Source organism: Flavobacterium sp. FPG59, from assembly GCF_002150205.1.
In the GTDB taxonomy this organism is placed as follows: domain Bacteria; phylum Bacteroidota; class Bacteroidia; order Flavobacteriales; family Flavobacteriaceae; genus Flavobacterium.
The window spans coordinates 1-16331 of record NZ_MTCA01000060.1; the positions used below are offsets into that span (position 1 = coordinate 1).

A 16331-nucleotide genomic window follows, 5' to 3' on the forward strand; every position below is an offset into this window, starting at 1 on the left:
TTCTAACACTATCTATTAGCTTCAACTTGGTTCATAACTCTTTTAGTTTTAGTCATTAGCATTGTAACGTAAATTTCATTTATTGCCTTTTGACTATGAAACAAGAAAACAATTTTTATATTGTAGGTTTGGGAGCATCTGCCGGTGGATTGGATGCAGTTCAACATTTTTTTGATAATATCCCTAGAAGTAATAATGTAGCCTACATTATTATCCAGCATTTATCTCCTGACTTCAAAAGTTTAATGCCTGAGCTATTAGCAAAACACACGGGTTTAAACATTTATACCGCCGAAGATGGTCAAGAAATAAAACCCAATTGTATTTATTTAAATCAAAGAAATAAAAATATTGGAATAGAGAACAATAAATTTACTTTACTTGACAAAGCACCAAAAAATCATTTAAACTTACCTATAGACATTCTTTTTCACATGCTAGGAGAATCCTATAAAGAAAAAGCAATAGGTGTCATTTTATCAGGAACAGGATCTGATGGATCCCGTGGAATTAAGACAATTAAAGAGGCTGGTGGTACTATTTTAGTACAAGAACCAGGATCTGCACAATTTGATGGGATGCCCAATTCGGCTATATTAACTAATCTCGCCGATTTTATTTTGCCACCTCATGAATTGGCTCAAAAAGTTGTTCAATTTACTCAAACCAATAAAATCAGCACCACTGAGGAAGATATCTATGAGAAAAATGAAACCGTTTTTCAAGAAATCCTTTCTGTGATTTATAAACACACTGGAGTAAATTTTAAAAAATATAAAGTCAACACTCTACTACGTCGATTAGAACGACGAATGAACTTACATAACTTAGCCTCTTTTGAAGAATATCTAAAGTTTATTAGAGCTAATACTGAGGAGATAACCGCGGTTAACCAAGAATTTTTAATTGGTGTAACTTGTTTTTTTAGAGATCGTGAAGCCTTTGAAATCCTAGAAAAATCGGTTATCCCAATAATTTGCAATCGCACAAACAATCAAAACAACATCCGAATTTGGATTCCAGCTTGTTCCAGTGGCGAGGAAGTATATTCAATAGCCATATTAATTGAAGACTATATTAGAACCAACAAACTCACTATTGATTACAAAATATTTGCAACTGACATAGACCGCAAAGCCCTACGAAGAGCTAGTTTAGGATCGTACTCAGTAAATAATAGTACTGAAATTAAAAAGGATTATTTACAAGACTATTTTGTAAAAACAGGAGAAAAAATTCAAATCATAAAACGTATTCGAGAAAAAATTGTTTTCTCGTATCACGATGTTATCAAAGATCCACCGTTTATTAAAGTAGATTTAATTTCATGTAGAAATTTGCTCATTTACTTTTCTACAAGCACACAAAAAACCGTTTTATCCAGTTTTCAATTTGCATTAAATAAAGATGCCTTTTTATTCCTAGGTAGCAGTGAATCATTAGGAACCTTGAGTAATTTATTTGCAGTTCACGACCAAAAAAATAAAATTTTTCAGAGTATGTTCGAAAATAAAAGACTCACTCGTGAGGACAACAGTGATGAAAATTTATACAATATTAGTGCAGGAACCGCACAATATTTGGTAAGCCAAAACAACCAGATTGTAACAAACAAAAAACAAAACGAACTTTTTTATTACAAATACCTTAGCAAAAAGCATTCGCCAGTCACGGTATTTGTTGATAAAGATTTTAATGTTCAATTTATTTTAGGTGAATTTAAGAAATGGTTTCGTCAAACAGATGGCATTTTTTCTAACAACCTTTTACATATGGTTGAACCTGAACTAGCTACAATAATACGTAACGGAATTAGAAGAGTAATAGAAACAAATAATTCATTGAGTATTAAAAATCTAGTGTATGATATTAAGGAAGATAAAATAACAACCGATTTATATTTTGAATCTGTAAACAGCACCGATACAACAGACAATGTTTATATGGTGCAATTTGATATGGGTACTTACAATCAATCTGAAGAAAAGATTGTTTTATCAAATGAAGATGTCTCCAATTTTTCAAAACAACGCATTGAAGACTTAGAGCTTGATTTGAAAGAGAACAGAGCCCAATTGCAAAATGTAGTTGAGGAACTCGAAACCAGTAATGAGGAGTTACAAAGTTCCAATGAAGAATTGATGTCCTCTAACGAGGAATTGCAAAGTTCCAACGAAGAATTACAATCTGTAAACGAAGAATTATATACGGTTAACTCTGAATTTCAAGAGAAAAACAAAGAATTAGAGAATTTGAACAACGATATCAATAATTTGTTAAATAGTACAGATATTGGCACTCTATTTCTTGACAATCAACTCAATATTAGAAAATTTACACCAGCGGTAAAACGTTTATTTCATTTGGAAGAAAGTGATATTGGTAGATCGGTTATGAGTTTTGCATCTGAATTTGACACCGATATTCAAAAATCAATTCTTAGTAATGCAAAGGGAGCGTTAGAGAATTTAACTAACGTAGAAAAAGAAGTAAGAGATCTAAAAGGAAACTGGTATCTTAAACGTATTACTCCTTTTATAACCTCTGATAAAAAAATTGATGGTGTGGTAATCACCTTTGTTGACATTAATAACCTGAAAAAAGTAAAATCAGAACTCCATGCTATTGAAGCACGCTTAGAAACAGCTCTAGTTGCCGGAAATATGGCTTGGTGGGAATTGAAATCAACTCCAAATGGATTATTTTTTTCTAAATCATGGGTTGAAATGCTTGGCTTAAATCCTAGTGATGTTAAAAATCATGATGATCTACTTGCACTTATTCACCCTGATGATTATGCAAAAACCCTAAAGGCATTCCAACAGCATCTATCAGGAAAAACAGCAAGTTACGACTGCCAATACCGTATCAAAAATCACAATGGTGATTACCAATGGTTTCAAGATATTGGCAAAATTGTACTAAAAAACAACCAAGAGACCATTATGTCTGGTATTGTAGTAGACATAAACATAAAAAAACAAATTGAGTTAGAACTTTTTAGCGCATTACAAAATGCGGAAACTGCTAATATTTACAAAAATCAGTTTCTTGCTAATATGAGTCATGAAATACGAACACCAATTAACGGCCTAGTAGGTTTTGCCTCTTTATTAGGCAATGAAGACCTAGATCATGAAACTAAAAGTCAATACGTCTCTATAGTAGAGAGTTGTTCAAACCAGCTATTAAACTTGATTAACGACATCATTGATGTTGCAAAAATTGAAGCTGGTGAATTAAAAATAGAATTAGAAAATTGTGATATCAATAAAATTTTTAATGAACTAGAAATCACTTTTAATAACATTCAACATCAAAAAGAGAAAAATGACATTCAGTTAGTAAAAAAAGTTTTTAATCCTAACCAAGAATTAATCATCACAACTGATGGAGCCCGCTTAAAGCAGGTGCTAACAAACTTAATAGGCAATGCTCTTAAATTCACTAACGAAGGTAGTATTGAATTTGGATATCAAATTAATGATCATTCCATTGTTTTTACCGTTGCAGACACAGGAATTGGGATGTCACAAAACAAGCTAGACCTAATTTTTGAACGTTTTCAACAAATAGAACACGACTCTAAAATAAAGTATGATGGTACCGGTTTAGGACTTACTATTTCAAAAGGAATTGTTCATTTATTAGGAGGACAAATAGTTGTTACATCTCAATTTGGCAAAGGAAGTACTTTTGCTTTTGAAATTCCATACCGTCCTATAAAAAGTAACTCCTATACAAAAAACACCAATCTCGATTCCATAATTCCAATATTTGAAGGTAAAAAAATATTAGTTGTAGAGGATGAGATTAACAACCAACTGTATTTAAAAGCGATTCTTCAAGAGTTTCCACTACAAGTACTCTGGGCAAAAAACGGATTAGAAGCTGTAACTATTTTTAAGAAAGAAAGCAATATTGCCATCGTATTAATGGATATTAGAATGCCGCTTCTAGATGGTTACCAAGCTACCCGAATGTTACTTGACATTAAACCCGAAGCCAAAGTAATTGCACAAACCGCAAATGCGATGTCTGGAGACAAAGATAAATGTCTTGAAATAGGATTTGTAGATTACATCCCCAAACCCATTACTAAAGATAAATTAATTGAAACACTTGGAAAATGGATGTCCTAAAGCAAATTAGTATATAAAATGACATACCAATATCACAAAGAGCGTTTATCAAACTATTTTGACAAACGCTCTTTTGAATTTTCATTCATAAAACCAATTATTTCATCAAATCTGGCGCTCCAAGGTTTAAAATATTGCACCACCATAGGAACATGCTTTTTCTTCAACCGAATCGTTTGCACTTCAGGTTGAAAAGCTTTAATAGCTTTCTCAAAGCGTTGGCTTCCCTCAATAATAGAGGGATAGGTTTTTGAACCCACATACAATAAAACCGGGGGCGTTTGTGCATTAACATAATATATTGGCGATGCCGCTTTCCATTGTTCAGGATTAGCAGTCCAGGTTGCCAAATAGTCGTCTTGATTGGTTGGAGGATATTTATCGAGATAGTTTTTCATATCGAGTCCAGCCGCGTCGTTTAAAATAATTCCAGCAACACTCGTAGGTTGTACTCCGTATTTTGGATTCATCACCGCCAAGGCACCGAGATGCCCGCCTGCAGAATGTCCGGTTATAAAAATTTGGTTTGTATTGCCGTTATATTGACCAATATTCTTTTTAGTCCACTCAATTACAGTTGCAATTTGTTGCGCCATAACATCGTAATTTACCGCAGGACTTAAGCTATAATCTGGTATAACAGTAATAATTCCCCTTTTGGCAAAATTGCGACCTAATAAAGTATAAGTTTCCTTACGCCCGCTATTCCAGTTTCCTCCATGTACAAAAATCAAAACTTTGGCACCTGCTTTATCTACTTTTCGAGGAACAAAAATATTTAGCTTGGGTGCTGTGCTCAAATTTTCAACCGTAGTGGTTTGATAAACAATATTAGAAGTCTTTTTGGAGGCACAACTCGTTATCAGAAAAACTGATATTAAAACACTAGGAATTTTAAACAAACGCATCATGTATTTTTTTTACGAATATACTATTTAAAAAAATCGTATCCATTACCAAGTTTCTAAAATAGGGCTTTAAATTCAGAGTCATTTTCACTTTTAGTACATTTTAAATCCAAAAAAACGGTCCATATCAAGGATACGAACCGTTTTTAAGAAGCTTTTAAATTAATTAAAATGCGCTGTCACGTACTCAACCAAACTTTGATCTGTCATTTTATTCGAAGTACTTTCAGTAGCTACTACATTTTTGTACTGAGGAGTTTCACTCAAAAAATTTATAAATTGCTCCTGAGCAGTTCCTGTTCCTGTTACGTGTAATTCATCTACGTTTTGCATGTGCGCGGTAATACTTTTAAACAGCTTGCGCAGCAAATCTTTCTCGGCATTGTTAGCGGCATTTTCACTGGTATTGTAGCCTTGTCCGTCAACGGTTTCATGACCTAGTACTAAAAAATCTCCGGAATCTACATTTTCTCTTCCTACAATGGTAGCGTGATGGGAATCCATCCATACTCCAAATTGCTTTTTACTGTTCTGTGACATGATTATTTGTTTTAGTTATAACACCTTTTGTTTCAGCTGTACTTTGCTGATTATTGGTATTCTTATAAAGGTAGCCCTTCTACTTTTAATAAAGTTGTATTTAACAAAGTCTTATGGTCTCTAAATAGTCTTTGAGCATTTCCTGGTTTTAAACAAGTATATTTTTGAATGCTATAGAAAAATGCGATGAATTTGCAAAAGTTTAGTCTTATGTTACCGAAAAAATTAGCAACGGGAGCATTAAATTTAGTTGGACATACAAAAGAATAAACGCTACTTTTATATCTGAATAAAGTGTCACTTGTAAGCTTTATTTTTGTACCAATAAATTTTAGATTTGAAACAAAAATAATCCCAATGGAAATAGCCCAAATTATTAAAGAAAAAAGAGGAACCTTACTTGATGTGCGCTCTTACGCAGAATTTACTGGAGGTCATGTTGCTGGATCTTTAAATATCCCGCTCCAAGAAATACCACATAGAATACAGGAAATCCAAGAACTCAAAGCACCGTTAGTACTATTTTGTGCCTCTGGCAACAGAAGCGGTCAAGCACAAGTATTCCTCACTGCGCAGGGAATTGAATGTTATAACGGAGGTTCTTGGCTGGATGTCAATTTTTTACAAGCACAAGCTGAGTAATAATTATTTTCAAATGAAATTATACAATGAAAAAAGCCCGCTACTTGCGGGCTTTCTTGTACTTTATTGATACGTCTAAATCTATTTTTTCAATAATCAAAAGACTTACTCATTCAAAGCTGGATAATCGGTATATCCTTTTACTGTATCGGTGTAAAATGTAGTTGGATCTGGCGTGTTCAATGGCGCATCGGTTTCATAACGTGCTACCAAATCAGGATTTGCAATAAACGGAACGCCATAAGCAACCAAATCAGCATCACCATCTTCCAAAACTTTAATACCTGTTTCCTTACTGAAACCTTTGTTAATAATCAAAGTTCCTTTGTACAATGGTCTGAAATGTTTGGCTACTTTAGTTACTGCAAAAGGCACTTCAGATACATCTGTAAAAGGCTCCGTTAAATGAACATACACTAATCCGTAATCGTTCAGTTTATTAATAATGTATTCGTAGGTAGGAATTGTTTCTTCATCAAGCATCATCCCTTGCGCATTGTGCAAGGAAGGATTCAAACGCACTCCTACTTTTGAATAATCAATAACTTCTTTCAAAGCATCTAGAATCTCAAATAGGATTCGGGATTTATTTTCAATCGATCCACCGTATTCATCCGAACGTTGGTTGGAATAACCATTAAAAAACTGTTGCAATAAATAACCGTTGGCAGCATGCAATTCAACACCATCAAATCCTGCAGCAATTGCATTTTTTGCTCCGTTTTTAAAATCTAAAACAGTTTGTTTGATGTCTTCAATTGTCATTTCTTTTGGCACCACCGTATCTTGAAAACCATCTTTTGTATATGCTTTTGCAAAAGGATTTAACGCTGACGGTGCGTGAGGCAATTCACCGTTGTGCAAATCTGGGTGCGACATACGACCTGTATGCCACAATTGTGCAAAAATAGTCCCGCCTTTTTCGTGCACTGCTTTTGTAACCAGCTTCCACCCTTCGGTTTGCGCTTCACTATAAATTCCTGGTACATTAATAAAACCAACTGCTTTAGTACTTACAAAAGTTCCCTCAGAAACTATTAAACCTGCTGTTGCTCTTTGCGCATAATATTCTGCTGTTAAAGCTGTAGGAACGTTTCCTTCGTTATTAGAACGGCTACGAGTCATAGGCGCCATCACCATTCGATTTTTTAAAATACTATTTCCTAAAGTGTAGGGCTGAAATAAAATTGATTTACTCATTTGATTTTTTTTTTAGTTTATTTTTTTAAACACTGGCTTTAAATCCAATGCTTGTGAGTAGATTCAAAACAGTCTGCACCGCTTCATGATCGTTTCCACTTACATTAAAAGAATCGCATGGATTAGCTTTTGATTCGCAAACATGCACAACTTTCGAAAAAGGGAACAAATCTTTCACTCTCTTATAAGAATAGCTCTCAACATCAGTAGTAAAAGCGTTTTCAAAAAAAAGGACCAACTTTCCAGTAGCTACATTTCTGATTTTATTGATACCATTACCATCAATAACCGAATCATTTGAAAGTACAATTATATCAGCCTCCCAACTGGCGTTGGTGGGACAAATCATCTTTTCTACATTGGCATTGGGATGTGCTGTCTGAATTTCAGAAAAAACGCTATTCAACACCGAAGCATTACTATCAAACAGCAAAACAGTATTTGTTTTAGCAATTTGCTTGGCCACAAAAACACTATTGGTTTCTGATACGCCTAATACTGCTACTATTTTTCTTGGTGACATTGTTTTTTATCTACAGTACAAATCTACGGCAGTATAAAAGCAGTACTCCTTGATGTAGCGCAAGAAATTCTATTGATGTAGATCAATTATTTATTCCTTTTCGCGCAAGTGTTTTCGAATTCTACTAAGGGTTTCAGCAGTAAATCCAAGGTAAGAAGCCAGCATGTGTTGCGGCACACGTTGTACAATTCCGGGATAGGCTTTCCCTAATTTGATAAACTTTTCTTCGGCAGTTTCAGTTAGTGTAGAATTGATTCTAGCTTGATTGGCAATGTAGGCGTTTTGTAAAAGCAAGCGTTGGTACCGCTCAAACATGGGGATTTGATCCATCAAGGATTCTCTGGCCTCCGTGGTTAATAAAAGTAGCTCCGAATCCTCAAGGGCTTCAATGGTATAAATGGAATGACTGTTGGTGAGAAAACTAGACAAATCTGTAATCCACCAGCCTTCAATTGCAAATTGTACCGTGTGTTCATGTCCTTTTTCAACAAAAGCATTATAGATACACACGTCTCCTTCCTGAAGCAAGACTTGTTTTTTGCGTAATTTTTTTGGAATAAAAAACGTTTTACACAACTCCATTTCAGCGGGAGTTAGTGTTACTTTTTCTTGAAAACTCTTAAACAATTGGTCAAACATAGTGGCAAGATACTAAATACCTCAGTACTACTAAAAAAATTATTGTGAACAAAACTACGATACCATTCATAACTAATGATAAATCTAAAAATGGAACCTTATATTAATCAAAATATCTGATTATATTTGCCGAGTCTAATTTAACACACAAATGAAACCAAACACACAACAATTAAAGGATTTAACAATCCAAGTTAGAAGAGATATTCTTCGCATGGTACACGCAGTCAACTCAGGACACCCCGGTGGTTCTTTAGGTTGTGCTGAATTTCTTGTCGTATTGTATCAAAACATAATGGATCGCAAAGAAGGTTTTGAAATGGACGGAATAGGTGAAGATCTTTTCTTTCTTTCTAATGGTCATATTTCACCTGTATTGTACAGTGTATTGGCACGAAGCGGTTATTTTCCAGTTGCTGAATTAGCTACTTTCCGTTTAATCAATTCTAGATTACAAGGTCACCCAACTACACACGATCACTTACCAGGAGTACGTATTGCATCTGGCTCTTTAGGTCAAGGATTATCTGTAGGTATTGGTGCTGCTCAAGCTAAAAAATTGAATGGTGACAACCACATCATCTACACGTTACATGGTGATGGTGAATTACAAGAAGGTCAAAATTGGGAAGCTATCATGTACGCGTCTGCTAAAAAAGTAGATAACTTAATTGCAACAATCGATTTGAACGGAAAACAAATTGATGGAAGCACTGACGAGGTTTTAGCTATGGGTAGTATCCGTGCTAAATTTGAAGCTTTTGACTGGGATGTTTTAGAAATCGAAAAAGGAAATGATATCGAGGCGATTATTGCTGGAATGAACGATGCCAAATCAAGAACTGGAAAAGGAAAACCAGTTTGCGTATTGTTGCACACAGAAATGGGTAACGGTGTCGATTTCATGATGTACAGTCATGCATGGCATGGAAAAGCGCCTAATGACACGCAACTAGAAATTGCATTAGGACAAAACGATACTACTGGAGATAACCTAGATTATTAAGTATTAAAATTATGAGGTGACAATTTCTGATCTACGCAATGGCGAAATAGTTCAGAATTTTTTAATCTTTCAATTTTTTAATCTTTCAATTTAAAAACGATAATGAAAAAATATATAAATACAGGAAGTAAAGATACGCGCTCAGGTTTTGGAGCGGGAATGACTGAACTAGGTCAAAAAAACGAAAATGTGGTAGCACTTTGTGCCGATTTAATTGGTTCTTTAAAATTTGACGATTTTAAGAAAAACCATCCAGAGCGTTTTTTCCAAATTGGAATCGCAGAGGCGAACATGATCGGAATTGCAGCAGGATTAACCGTAGGAGGAAAAATTCCGTTTACTGGAACTTTTGCTAACTTTTCTACAGGAAGAGTGTACGATCAAATTCGTCAATCTGTAGCGTACTCTGAGAAAAATGTAAAAATTTGTGCTTCTCACGCTGGATTAACTTTAGGAGAAGACGGTGCTACACACCAAATCCTTGAAGATATCGGGTTGATGAAAATGCTACCAGGAATGACGGTAATTAACACCTGTGATTACAACCAAACCAAAGCAGCAACATTAGCACTTGCAGATCATAACGGACCAGCTTATTTGCGTTTTGGTCGTCCGGTTGTACCTAACTTTATGCCAGCTGACGAACCATTCGTAATTGGTAAAGCAATCACCTTAACTGAAGGATCTGATGTTACTATTGTAGCTACAGGCCATTTAGTATGGGAAGCGTTGCAAGCTGCTGAAGCCCTAGAAGAAAAAGGAATTTCTGCAGAGGTAATCAACATTCACACCATCAAACCATTAGATGAAGAAGCAATTTTGAATTCTTTGGCAAAAACAAAATGCATTGTAACTGCTGAAGAACATAATATTTTGGGTGGTCTTGGCGAAAGCATCTCTAGAGTATTAGCTTTAAACAGTCCGGCTCCACAAGAATTTGTTGCAGTAAATGACAGCTTTGGTGAATCAGGAACTCCAGAACAATTAATGGAAAAATACAAACTGAACGATCAAGCCATTATCGAAGCAGTAGAACGAGTAATGAAAAGAAAATAATCTTTTAATTTGTTCCATAAAAAAAACCAGACTGCGTTGGCAATCTGGTTTTTTTATGTCTTTTATTTTCTAGTTACATTTAACCAAATGTCTTTTGATTCTTGCCGGATTAGTGGTATTACCATCACAACTTGGAATGTCTGCAAATGGAATTAGCTTACCATTAACGGTAATCTCAGTTCTTGTGCTTACTCCATCCCCATCGTCATCTGTGTCTTGAAAATTTGGTATGCCATCCTTATCTGTATCATCTGCATAACGTATATCATCTGCAGGTGGTGTTGGATATGTTGTAGTATTGCTATAATTAGTCATATAACCATCCCCATCTAAATCTTCAAGATAATCAGCAATTCCGTCGTTATCAGAATCTAATCTATTTATTTCATACAATTTGATACCAAACACTAACGGGGCATAAGCAGGAATACTATTTTGTCCTTGTGCATAGTAACCTAAACCTGAAGGAATAAAAAGAATTCCAGCTCCAAAATCACTGTACGAAACAGTACCATCAGGATTTGACGTATAAGTTCCAGTTTTAAACTCTGGAAACGACTGACCCCAACCCGTAATTGTAGATGTTAAGTTAAAAAACGTTTGGGGATTACTTGATTCTTCAAAAAATGTAGCCGTAAGTGTATTTGCCCCAGCTGATGTGTTTCTAAATAAATACTCTCCTCTATAGGCAGTTAAAACAGCATCCGAACTAGTAGGTGAAACTCCAGTTCCTGCTCTTAAAACAACATAATACAATTTATACGTAACACCATTTCTAAGTACATTTCTACTTAGTAATTTAGGAAAAGTAGAACTGTTTAAATAAGACCAAATAGATGGTTGATTCCCTCCAGTAGGAATTTTTGAGATTTTGGTAACCACATCAGGATTTGTATCCTCTATATAATATGTTTTTAAATACTCCTCAATATCCGCAAGATCAGTAGCATACTGAACTGCAAATTCTCTTGGCGGGCTAAGAGTAGCGGCTTCATCCTTAGAGCATGAAAATAAAGACACAGTTGTAATTAATAGAAAAAAATAATACTTAAATTTGTTCATTATTGCTAATTTTTAAGTGCGCAAGATACAATATTGATTGATTTTTGTAAACTATTTAACTCCGATTTTAGAAATTTTATGAGAATAGATAAATATTTATGGTGTGTCCGGTATTATAAAACCAGAAACATGGTTACCGAAGCCTGTAAAAAGAATCACGTAACCGTTAACGGACAAGTAGCTAAACCTTCTAAGGAAGTTTTCCCTACCGATAAAATCACGTTTAGAAAAGATCAAATCACGCAAATTATTACGGTACTTGACGTTCCCGAAAACCGCGTAGGTGCAAAATTAGTAGACATGTACCGCCGAAACGATACCCCTGCCGAAGCTTACCAACACCTGGAACTTTTGAAATTATCTAAAGAGCATTACCGAAAAAACGGAACCGGAAGACCAACTAAAAAAGACCGTCGTGATATTGATGAATTTGGTAACGAAATAATCACCGATGATGATGAGGTCGATTAGCATTAAGTAATACAATAAAACATTAGTTAACTTTTGTAAAACTAATACCTAACCGTAAAATATGAATGCAAAATAAGTAACAAGTAAAATTAAGTACAACATAAAATAACATTTGCCAGCCTAGGCTCCCTCCTTTTTGGGGAGGGCTGGGGAAGGGAAAACAAATTTTCAAAATAATGAGCAAAAATATCATCTTGAACAATCAGGAAATTGAACACAAAATAAAACGAATTGCCTATCAAATTTACGAAACCTTTGTAGATGAACAAGAAATTGTGATTGCCGGAATTGCAAGCAACGGCTTTACTTTTGCCAAAAAAATAGCAGCAGTTCTAGAAACTATTTCGCCAATAAAGGTTACGCTTTGCGAAGTACAAATTAATAAACAAGATCCACAATCTCCTATTCATACCTCGATAACCCAAGAACAGTACACCAATAAAGGTTTAGTACTTGTTGATGATGTATTAAATTCAGGTACCACCTTAATATATGCTGTGAAACACTTTATAGACGTACCACTGAAAAAATTTAAGACAGCAGTCTTAGTGGATAGAAATCACAAAAAATACCCTGTAAAAGCCGATTTCAAAGGGATTTCACTTTCTACGTCACTTTTCGAGCATGTACAAGTGGTGTTTGACGAAAACGGCGACAATTACGCGTATTTAAGCTAATAACGCAATAATTTCAGCAACCGTTTGTTCGATAGATTTTTCATCAACCACTACTTTATATTGTGCTTGATTGTAATAAAAGCTTCTATCGAACAAATGTTTTGCAATAAACTCCCTCATTTCTTCTTCGTTTTTGCTGGCAATAAGCGGTCGTTTGCTTTTATTTTGATGCAATCTTTGAAATAAAGTCTCAATCGAAGCTTTTAAATAGATTGAAAAAACGTTTTCCCCTTTAAAAAATTCATGATTATTGGCATAACAAGGCGTTCCTCCGCCCAAACCGATGATCATTTCTTCTGTTGATTGCATTAAATCGGCAAAAACTTCGTGTTCAATTTTGCGAAAATAGATTTCACCATGCTTTTCAAAAATAGCATTTATGGACAAATTGAGCTTTTTTTCGATCATTTCATCTAAATCTACAAAAGGGACTTGAATACTTTTAGAAAATTTTTTTGCAATAGTGGACTTCCCGCAGCCCATATAACCTAATAATATGATTTTTTTCATCTTAATAAAACCTTACAAATTAAGGGGTTGAGTTTTTTTCTTTAAAAAAGACAAATTTATAATAAAAATGCTTGCAATTATCCGAAATTAGTTCTTATATTTGCACCCGCATTCAAGGAAAGAATATGACTCGATAGCTCAGTCGGTAGAGCACATCACTTTTAATGATGGGGTCCTGGGTTCGAGCCCCAGTCGGGTCACAAATTTAGTGATCAACACATAATTTCCTTGAAAGCAATGACTCGATAGCTCAGTCGGTAGAGCACATCACTTTTAATGATGGGGTCCTGGGTTCGAGCCCCAGTCGGGTCACAAAAGGTTGTTCGCCATGGCGAATGACCTTTATTTTTTTTAGGCCACGTGGAGAAACGGTAGACTTGCCATCTTGAGGGGGTGGTGCTCGTAAGGGCGTGTGGGTTCAAATCCCACCGTGGTCACAAATAAAACCCAACAACTTCTTGTAAAAAGAGATTGTTGGGTTTTTTATTTAATAATTCTTCGATATTTTCTCTACACTATTTATTTGTCTTTAAAACTTATTTGACAAAAATCTCCTTTAATTGCCCAATAATGTTTCCACCGCCAGAAATAGTAATTTCACCAATTTTATCGGCAATTTTCTCAACATATTCCATTTCTTTCAATTTCCACAACATTTCGTTTTCTTCCATTAATTTAGCAGTATTCAACAAACTTCTTGTAGAGGCTGTTTCTTCACGTCTCATAATGCTATTAGCCTGCGCTTTCTTTTCTGCAACTAAGACCTGATTCATAATTTCTTTCATATCACCAGGTAATATTACATCTCTTATACCAGCATCAGAAACTACTAATCCTAAATCATTGCTTTTTGCGGTCACTTCTGCTAAAATAGCTACAGCAATAGTATCTTTTTTGCTCAATAATTCATCTAAAGTAAAACCGCCTACAAAAGCTCTTAAGGCCAATTGCATTGCTACATACAATTGTTTTTCAAAATCTTTATTAGCCACCAATGCTTTCAAAATATCAGTTACTTGGTATTTTACAAAGAAATTAATTCTCAAACCCGCTTTGTCTTTGGTCAATAATTCTTGACCAGAAATTTCCAATTGTTGCATTCTAGCATCGACCGTTTTAACCTCAACAGGAATTGCATTATTCCAAAAGTAATATGTACCAGCAGTCAATTCTTTAGTAAAGGAGCCATTTACAAATAACAAGGCTTTCTCATGACTCATGACTTGAAACTTTCTAGTAAATAATTTTACTTTTGTGTTTTCTAACAAAGTCATCGCAATTTGCTCTGTAATGTGTACTTTAGACAAATCAGCTTTGATAAATTTATTGTCTGCATAGCCTCTCCAAAAAGCATATCTGCCTGTGGTCAATACTTCTTTAAAAATGCCATTTACAAAGTACAAAGCGATTTCGTTATCTGCTACTTCAATTATTTCCAACATAGAAGCCAAGACTTCATTTTGCAATAAAAGATTCAATTCTACTGGAGAAACAAAGGATTGTTTCATTTCGTAAATGCTTGCTTCTTTGTTACCAAACAACCAGTATTTACCTTCATTCAACACTTCGATTAATTTTCTATTTTCAAATACCAAACCTACTTGGTATGCCTCAATTTTAATTCTTTTCAACATCATTTCTATTTATTACAATTATTATACTTTTTTTTAAATAAGAAAACGTTTTGCCTTTGTCCTTATAAAAAGACGGAATGTAAAATGTTTCGTGCTTCTTTAATTTGGTTTTTGATTCTATATTATTTTTCAATATTGTATTTAAAACCTTCAAATCTTAAAGCAAATCAATGTCGCAAAAAACGAGTTTCATATTCAGGTCACTTCATAAGTGTAAAACTTGAACACTAGTTCTTTTTTATTGACAAAGACAAATCAGTTTTCTTTGTGTCATTCTTTTTAAGAGTGAATGATCTCTGCAATACAGATTTTAAGTCTGTAAAATCTACATTAAAAGTGTAGCACTCTACCAATTGAGTTATCACATCAAAATGTGAGAAGGACTCGAACCTTCACTTTCTATTGTTCTAACCAAACTGAACTATCACAACATAACATTGTGAGTGGGATTCGAACCCACGACCCATAGCGTGTGACAATTTTTTGGAAAACCATCAAAACCTCCAAATCAAGTTGCATAGTAAAACAGAATACTTCCCAGTACTATTTACCACAATGGTGCTATACAGAAACACACAACAGGACTTGTTTGATATTATATCTATAATGAACGTATTAATTGCTGAAACAAATATTCAAAACCAACTACGCAATTATTCTGCGTACCTAGATTATTTGTGGAACAGAACCGAATCGAACGGTTCCCTCCTGCTCTTCAAACAGGCGTGCACACCATGTACACCACTATTCCATTTTGTCTGGGAAACAGGACTCGAACCTGCAACCTCCTGCATCCAAAGCAGGTAAACAACCAATCGTTATCTTCCCAGTTATTTTTTTTAAGATTCTGAGATTCTTAGACACTAAGCTTTTTAAATCTCTGTATCTTAGAATCTCCCTTTCTTAGCAGCTTAAAAAAAGCGGCTTATACGAGAATCGAACTCGTTTCTCCCGAGAGACAGTAGGGAAGGTTAGCCAGTAACCCCAATAAGCCAGTTTCCTTTCTAAAAAACTTGTGATTTCGACTGGACTCGAACCAGTAACCTACTGCTTCGTAGGCAGTTGCTCTTTCCAATTGAGCTACGAAATCAATAAAAATTAGACATAAAAAAAGCACCTCTTTTGAAGGTGCTTCGTATCATAGCAGGAGAATATAATCATTATATTTCCCGATGAATGTCAGTACACCTATCTGTTAGTAAATCTCCATAAAAACACGGGTTTACATCTTGAGTAAATCGAATATCAAAATTCATATCTAGAGTAACTAATAAATGAAGTTTGTCGTTATGTGATAATATGTTCGTTTTCATAATCTTAT

The 16331-nt window shown here is 34.6% G+C and carries 14 protein-coding genes and 6 tRNA genes; 9 read left to right on the top strand and 11 right to left on the bottom strand.

The features are described 5' to 3' along the window. Nucleotides 1-95 precede the first annotated feature (95 nt). The gene (locus FPG59_RS07580; protein WP_086454021.1) at nt 96-4142 is read left to right on the top strand and encodes a chemotaxis protein CheB; all 4047 of its coding nucleotides are present in this window, start codon (nt 96-98) and stop codon (nt 4140-4142) included. Between the two features lie 53 nt (nt 4143-4195). Here the strand turns inward: FPG59_RS07580 and FPG59_RS07585 are convergent, their stop codons facing one another. Both FPG59_RS07585 and FPG59_RS07590 read right to left on the bottom strand, forming a co-directional pair. After that, entirely contained in the window at nt 4196-4942 is a 747-nt protein-coding gene (locus tag FPG59_RS07585) for an alpha/beta hydrolase (protein WP_369596805.1), read from the bottom strand. Between the two features lie 270 nt (nt 4943-5212). Beyond that, nucleotides 5213-5590, bottom strand: a complete 378-nt coding sequence (locus tag FPG59_RS07590) for a hypothetical protein (protein ID WP_086454022.1) — start codon at nt 5588-5590, stop codon at nt 5213-5215. Between the two features lie 357 nt (nt 5591-5947). On the opposite strand from FPG59_RS07590, the gene FPG59_RS07595 reads away from it, so the two are divergent. Further along, nucleotides 5948-6232: a rhodanese-like domain-containing protein gene (locus tag FPG59_RS07595; RefSeq protein WP_086454023.1), complete on the top strand. Its 285-nt coding sequence runs from the start codon at nt 5948-5950 to the stop codon at nt 6230-6232. Nucleotides 6233-6337: 105 nt separating this feature from the next. On the opposite strand, the gene FPG59_RS07600 is transcribed toward FPG59_RS07595, so the two are convergent. From FPG59_RS07600 to FPG59_RS07610, 3 genes are all read right to left on the bottom strand, one after another. Then, nucleotides 6338-7432 (bottom strand): alkene reductase, encoded by a 1095-nt coding sequence (locus FPG59_RS07600; protein ID WP_086454024.1) that lies wholly within the window; start codon nt 7430-7432, stop codon nt 6338-6340. 25 nt (nt 7433-7457) lie between these two features. Further along, a complete protein-coding gene (locus FPG59_RS07605; RefSeq protein WP_086454025.1) occupies nt 7458-7955 on the bottom strand; it encodes a hypothetical protein in 498 nt (165 codons plus the stop codon). A 90-nt stretch (nt 7956-8045) separates the two neighbouring features. Then, nucleotides 8046-8594 carry a Crp/Fnr family transcriptional regulator gene (locus FPG59_RS07610; protein WP_086454026.1) on the bottom strand — a complete coding sequence of 183 codons (549 nt, stop codon included), beginning with the start codon at nt 8592-8594 and terminating at the stop codon, nt 8046-8048. Nucleotides 8595-8745: 151 nt separating this feature from the next. Here FPG59_RS07610 and FPG59_RS07615 point away from each other — a divergent pair, with 151 nt between their 5' ends. Further along, a complete protein-coding gene (locus tag FPG59_RS07615; RefSeq protein ID WP_086454027.1) occupies nt 8746-9600 on the top strand; it encodes a transketolase in 855 nt (284 codons plus the stop codon). 102 nt (nt 9601-9702) lie between these two features. Further along, nucleotides 9703-10656, top strand: a complete 954-nt coding sequence (locus FPG59_RS07620) for a transketolase family protein (RefSeq protein WP_086454028.1) — start codon at nt 9703-9705, stop codon at nt 10654-10656. A 69-nt stretch (nt 10657-10725) separates the two neighbouring features. On the opposite strand, the gene FPG59_RS07625 is transcribed toward FPG59_RS07620, so the two are convergent. Beyond that, the gene (locus tag FPG59_RS07625; RefSeq protein WP_086454029.1) at nt 10726-11718 is read right to left on the bottom strand and encodes an FKBP-type peptidyl-prolyl cis-trans isomerase; all 993 of its coding nucleotides are present in this window, start codon (nt 11716-11718) and stop codon (nt 10726-10728) included. A 78-nt stretch (nt 11719-11796) separates the two neighbouring features. On the opposite strand from FPG59_RS07625, the gene FPG59_RS07630 reads away from it, so the two are divergent. Together FPG59_RS07630 and FPG59_RS07635 are read left to right on the top strand one after the other, a co-directional pair. After that, the gene (locus tag FPG59_RS07630) at nt 11797-12189 is read left to right on the top strand and encodes an RNA-binding S4 domain-containing protein (protein WP_086454030.1); all 393 of its coding nucleotides are present in this window, start codon (nt 11797-11799) and stop codon (nt 12187-12189) included. Nucleotides 12190-12365: 176 nt separating this feature from the next. Further along, entirely contained in the window at nt 12366-12866 is a 501-nt protein-coding gene (locus FPG59_RS07635; RefSeq protein ID WP_086454031.1) for a phosphoribosyltransferase family protein, read from the top strand. Here the strand turns inward: FPG59_RS07635 and FPG59_RS07640 are convergent. Beyond that, nucleotides 12858-13376 (bottom strand): shikimate kinase, encoded by a 519-nt coding sequence (locus FPG59_RS07640; protein ID WP_086454032.1) that lies wholly within the window; start codon nt 13374-13376, stop codon nt 12858-12860. The two genes, FPG59_RS07635 and FPG59_RS07640, sit on opposite strands and share 9 nt — an antisense overlap. 127 nt (nt 13377-13503) lie before the next feature. Here FPG59_RS07640 and FPG59_RS07645 point away from each other — a divergent pair. The 3 genes from FPG59_RS07645 (at nt 13504) to FPG59_RS07655 (ending at nt 13813) form a co-directional block, all read left to right on the top strand. Then, a tRNA-Lys gene (locus FPG59_RS07645) sits at nt 13504-13576 on the top strand. A gap of 39 nt (nt 13577-13615) precedes the next feature. Continuing rightward, a tRNA-Lys gene (locus tag FPG59_RS07650) sits at nt 13616-13688 on the top strand. A gap of 42 nt (nt 13689-13730) precedes the next feature. Further along, nucleotides 13731-13813 (top strand) — tRNA-Leu (locus FPG59_RS07655). 99 nt (nt 13814-13912) lie between these two features. Here the strand turns inward: FPG59_RS07655 and FPG59_RS07660 are convergent. From FPG59_RS07660 to FPG59_RS07675, 4 genes are all read right to left on the bottom strand, one after another. Further along, nucleotides 13913-15013, bottom strand: coding sequence for a slipin family protein (locus FPG59_RS07660; RefSeq protein ID WP_254906667.1), 1101 nt, complete (start codon nt 15011-15013; stop codon nt 13913-13915). A 675-nt stretch (nt 15014-15688) separates the two neighbouring features. Further along, nucleotides 15689-15761, bottom strand: a tRNA-Phe gene (locus tag FPG59_RS07665). A 6-nt stretch (nt 15762-15767) separates the two neighbouring features. Further along, a tRNA-Pro gene (locus FPG59_RS07670) sits at nt 15768-15840 on the bottom strand. A 186-nt stretch (nt 15841-16026) separates the two neighbouring features. Further along, nucleotides 16027-16100, bottom strand: a tRNA-Arg gene (locus FPG59_RS07675). Nucleotides 16101-16331: the final 231 nt, after the last annotated feature.

Coding starts and splice junctions, on each gene's coding strand:
- FPG59_RS07580 (WP_086454021.1), top strand. CDS start 96: ATGAAACAAGAAAACAATTTTTATATTGTAGGTTTGGGAGCATCTGCC.
- FPG59_RS07590 (WP_086454022.1), bottom strand. CDS start 5,590: ATGTCACAGAACAGTAAAAAGCAATTTGGAGTATGGATGGATTCCCAT.
- FPG59_RS07595 (WP_086454023.1), top strand. CDS start 5,948: ATGGAAATAGCCCAAATTATTAAAGAAAAAAGAGGAACCTTACTTGAT.
- FPG59_RS07600 (WP_086454024.1), bottom strand. CDS start 7,432: ATGAGTAAATCAATTTTATTTCAGCCCTACACTTTAGGAAATAGTATT.
- FPG59_RS07605 (WP_086454025.1), bottom strand. CDS start 7,955: ATGTCACCAAGAAAAATAGTAGCAGTATTAGGCGTATCAGAAACCAAT.
- FPG59_RS07610 (WP_086454026.1), bottom strand. CDS start 8,594: ATGTTTGACCAATTGTTTAAGAGTTTTCAAGAAAAAGTAACACTAACT.
- FPG59_RS07615 (WP_086454027.1), top strand. CDS start 8,746: ATGAAACCAAACACACAACAATTAAAGGATTTAACAATCCAAGTTAGA.
- FPG59_RS07620 (WP_086454028.1), top strand. CDS start 9,703: ATGAAAAAATATATAAATACAGGAAGTAAAGATACGCGCTCAGGTTTT.
- FPG59_RS07625 (WP_086454029.1), bottom strand. CDS start 11,718: ATGAACAAATTTAAGTATTATTTTTTTCTATTAATTACAACTGTGTCT.
- FPG59_RS07630 (WP_086454030.1), top strand. CDS start 11,797: ATGAGAATAGATAAATATTTATGGTGTGTCCGGTATTATAAAACCAGA.
- FPG59_RS07635 (WP_086454031.1), top strand. CDS start 12,366: ATGAGCAAAAATATCATCTTGAACAATCAGGAAATTGAACACAAAATA.
- FPG59_RS07640 (WP_086454032.1), bottom strand. CDS start 13,376: ATGAAAAAAATCATATTATTAGGTTATATGGGCTGCGGGAAGTCCACT.
- FPG59_RS07660 (WP_254906667.1), bottom strand. CDS start 15,013: ATGATGTTGAAAAGAATTAAAATTGAGGCATACCAAGTAGGTTTGGTA.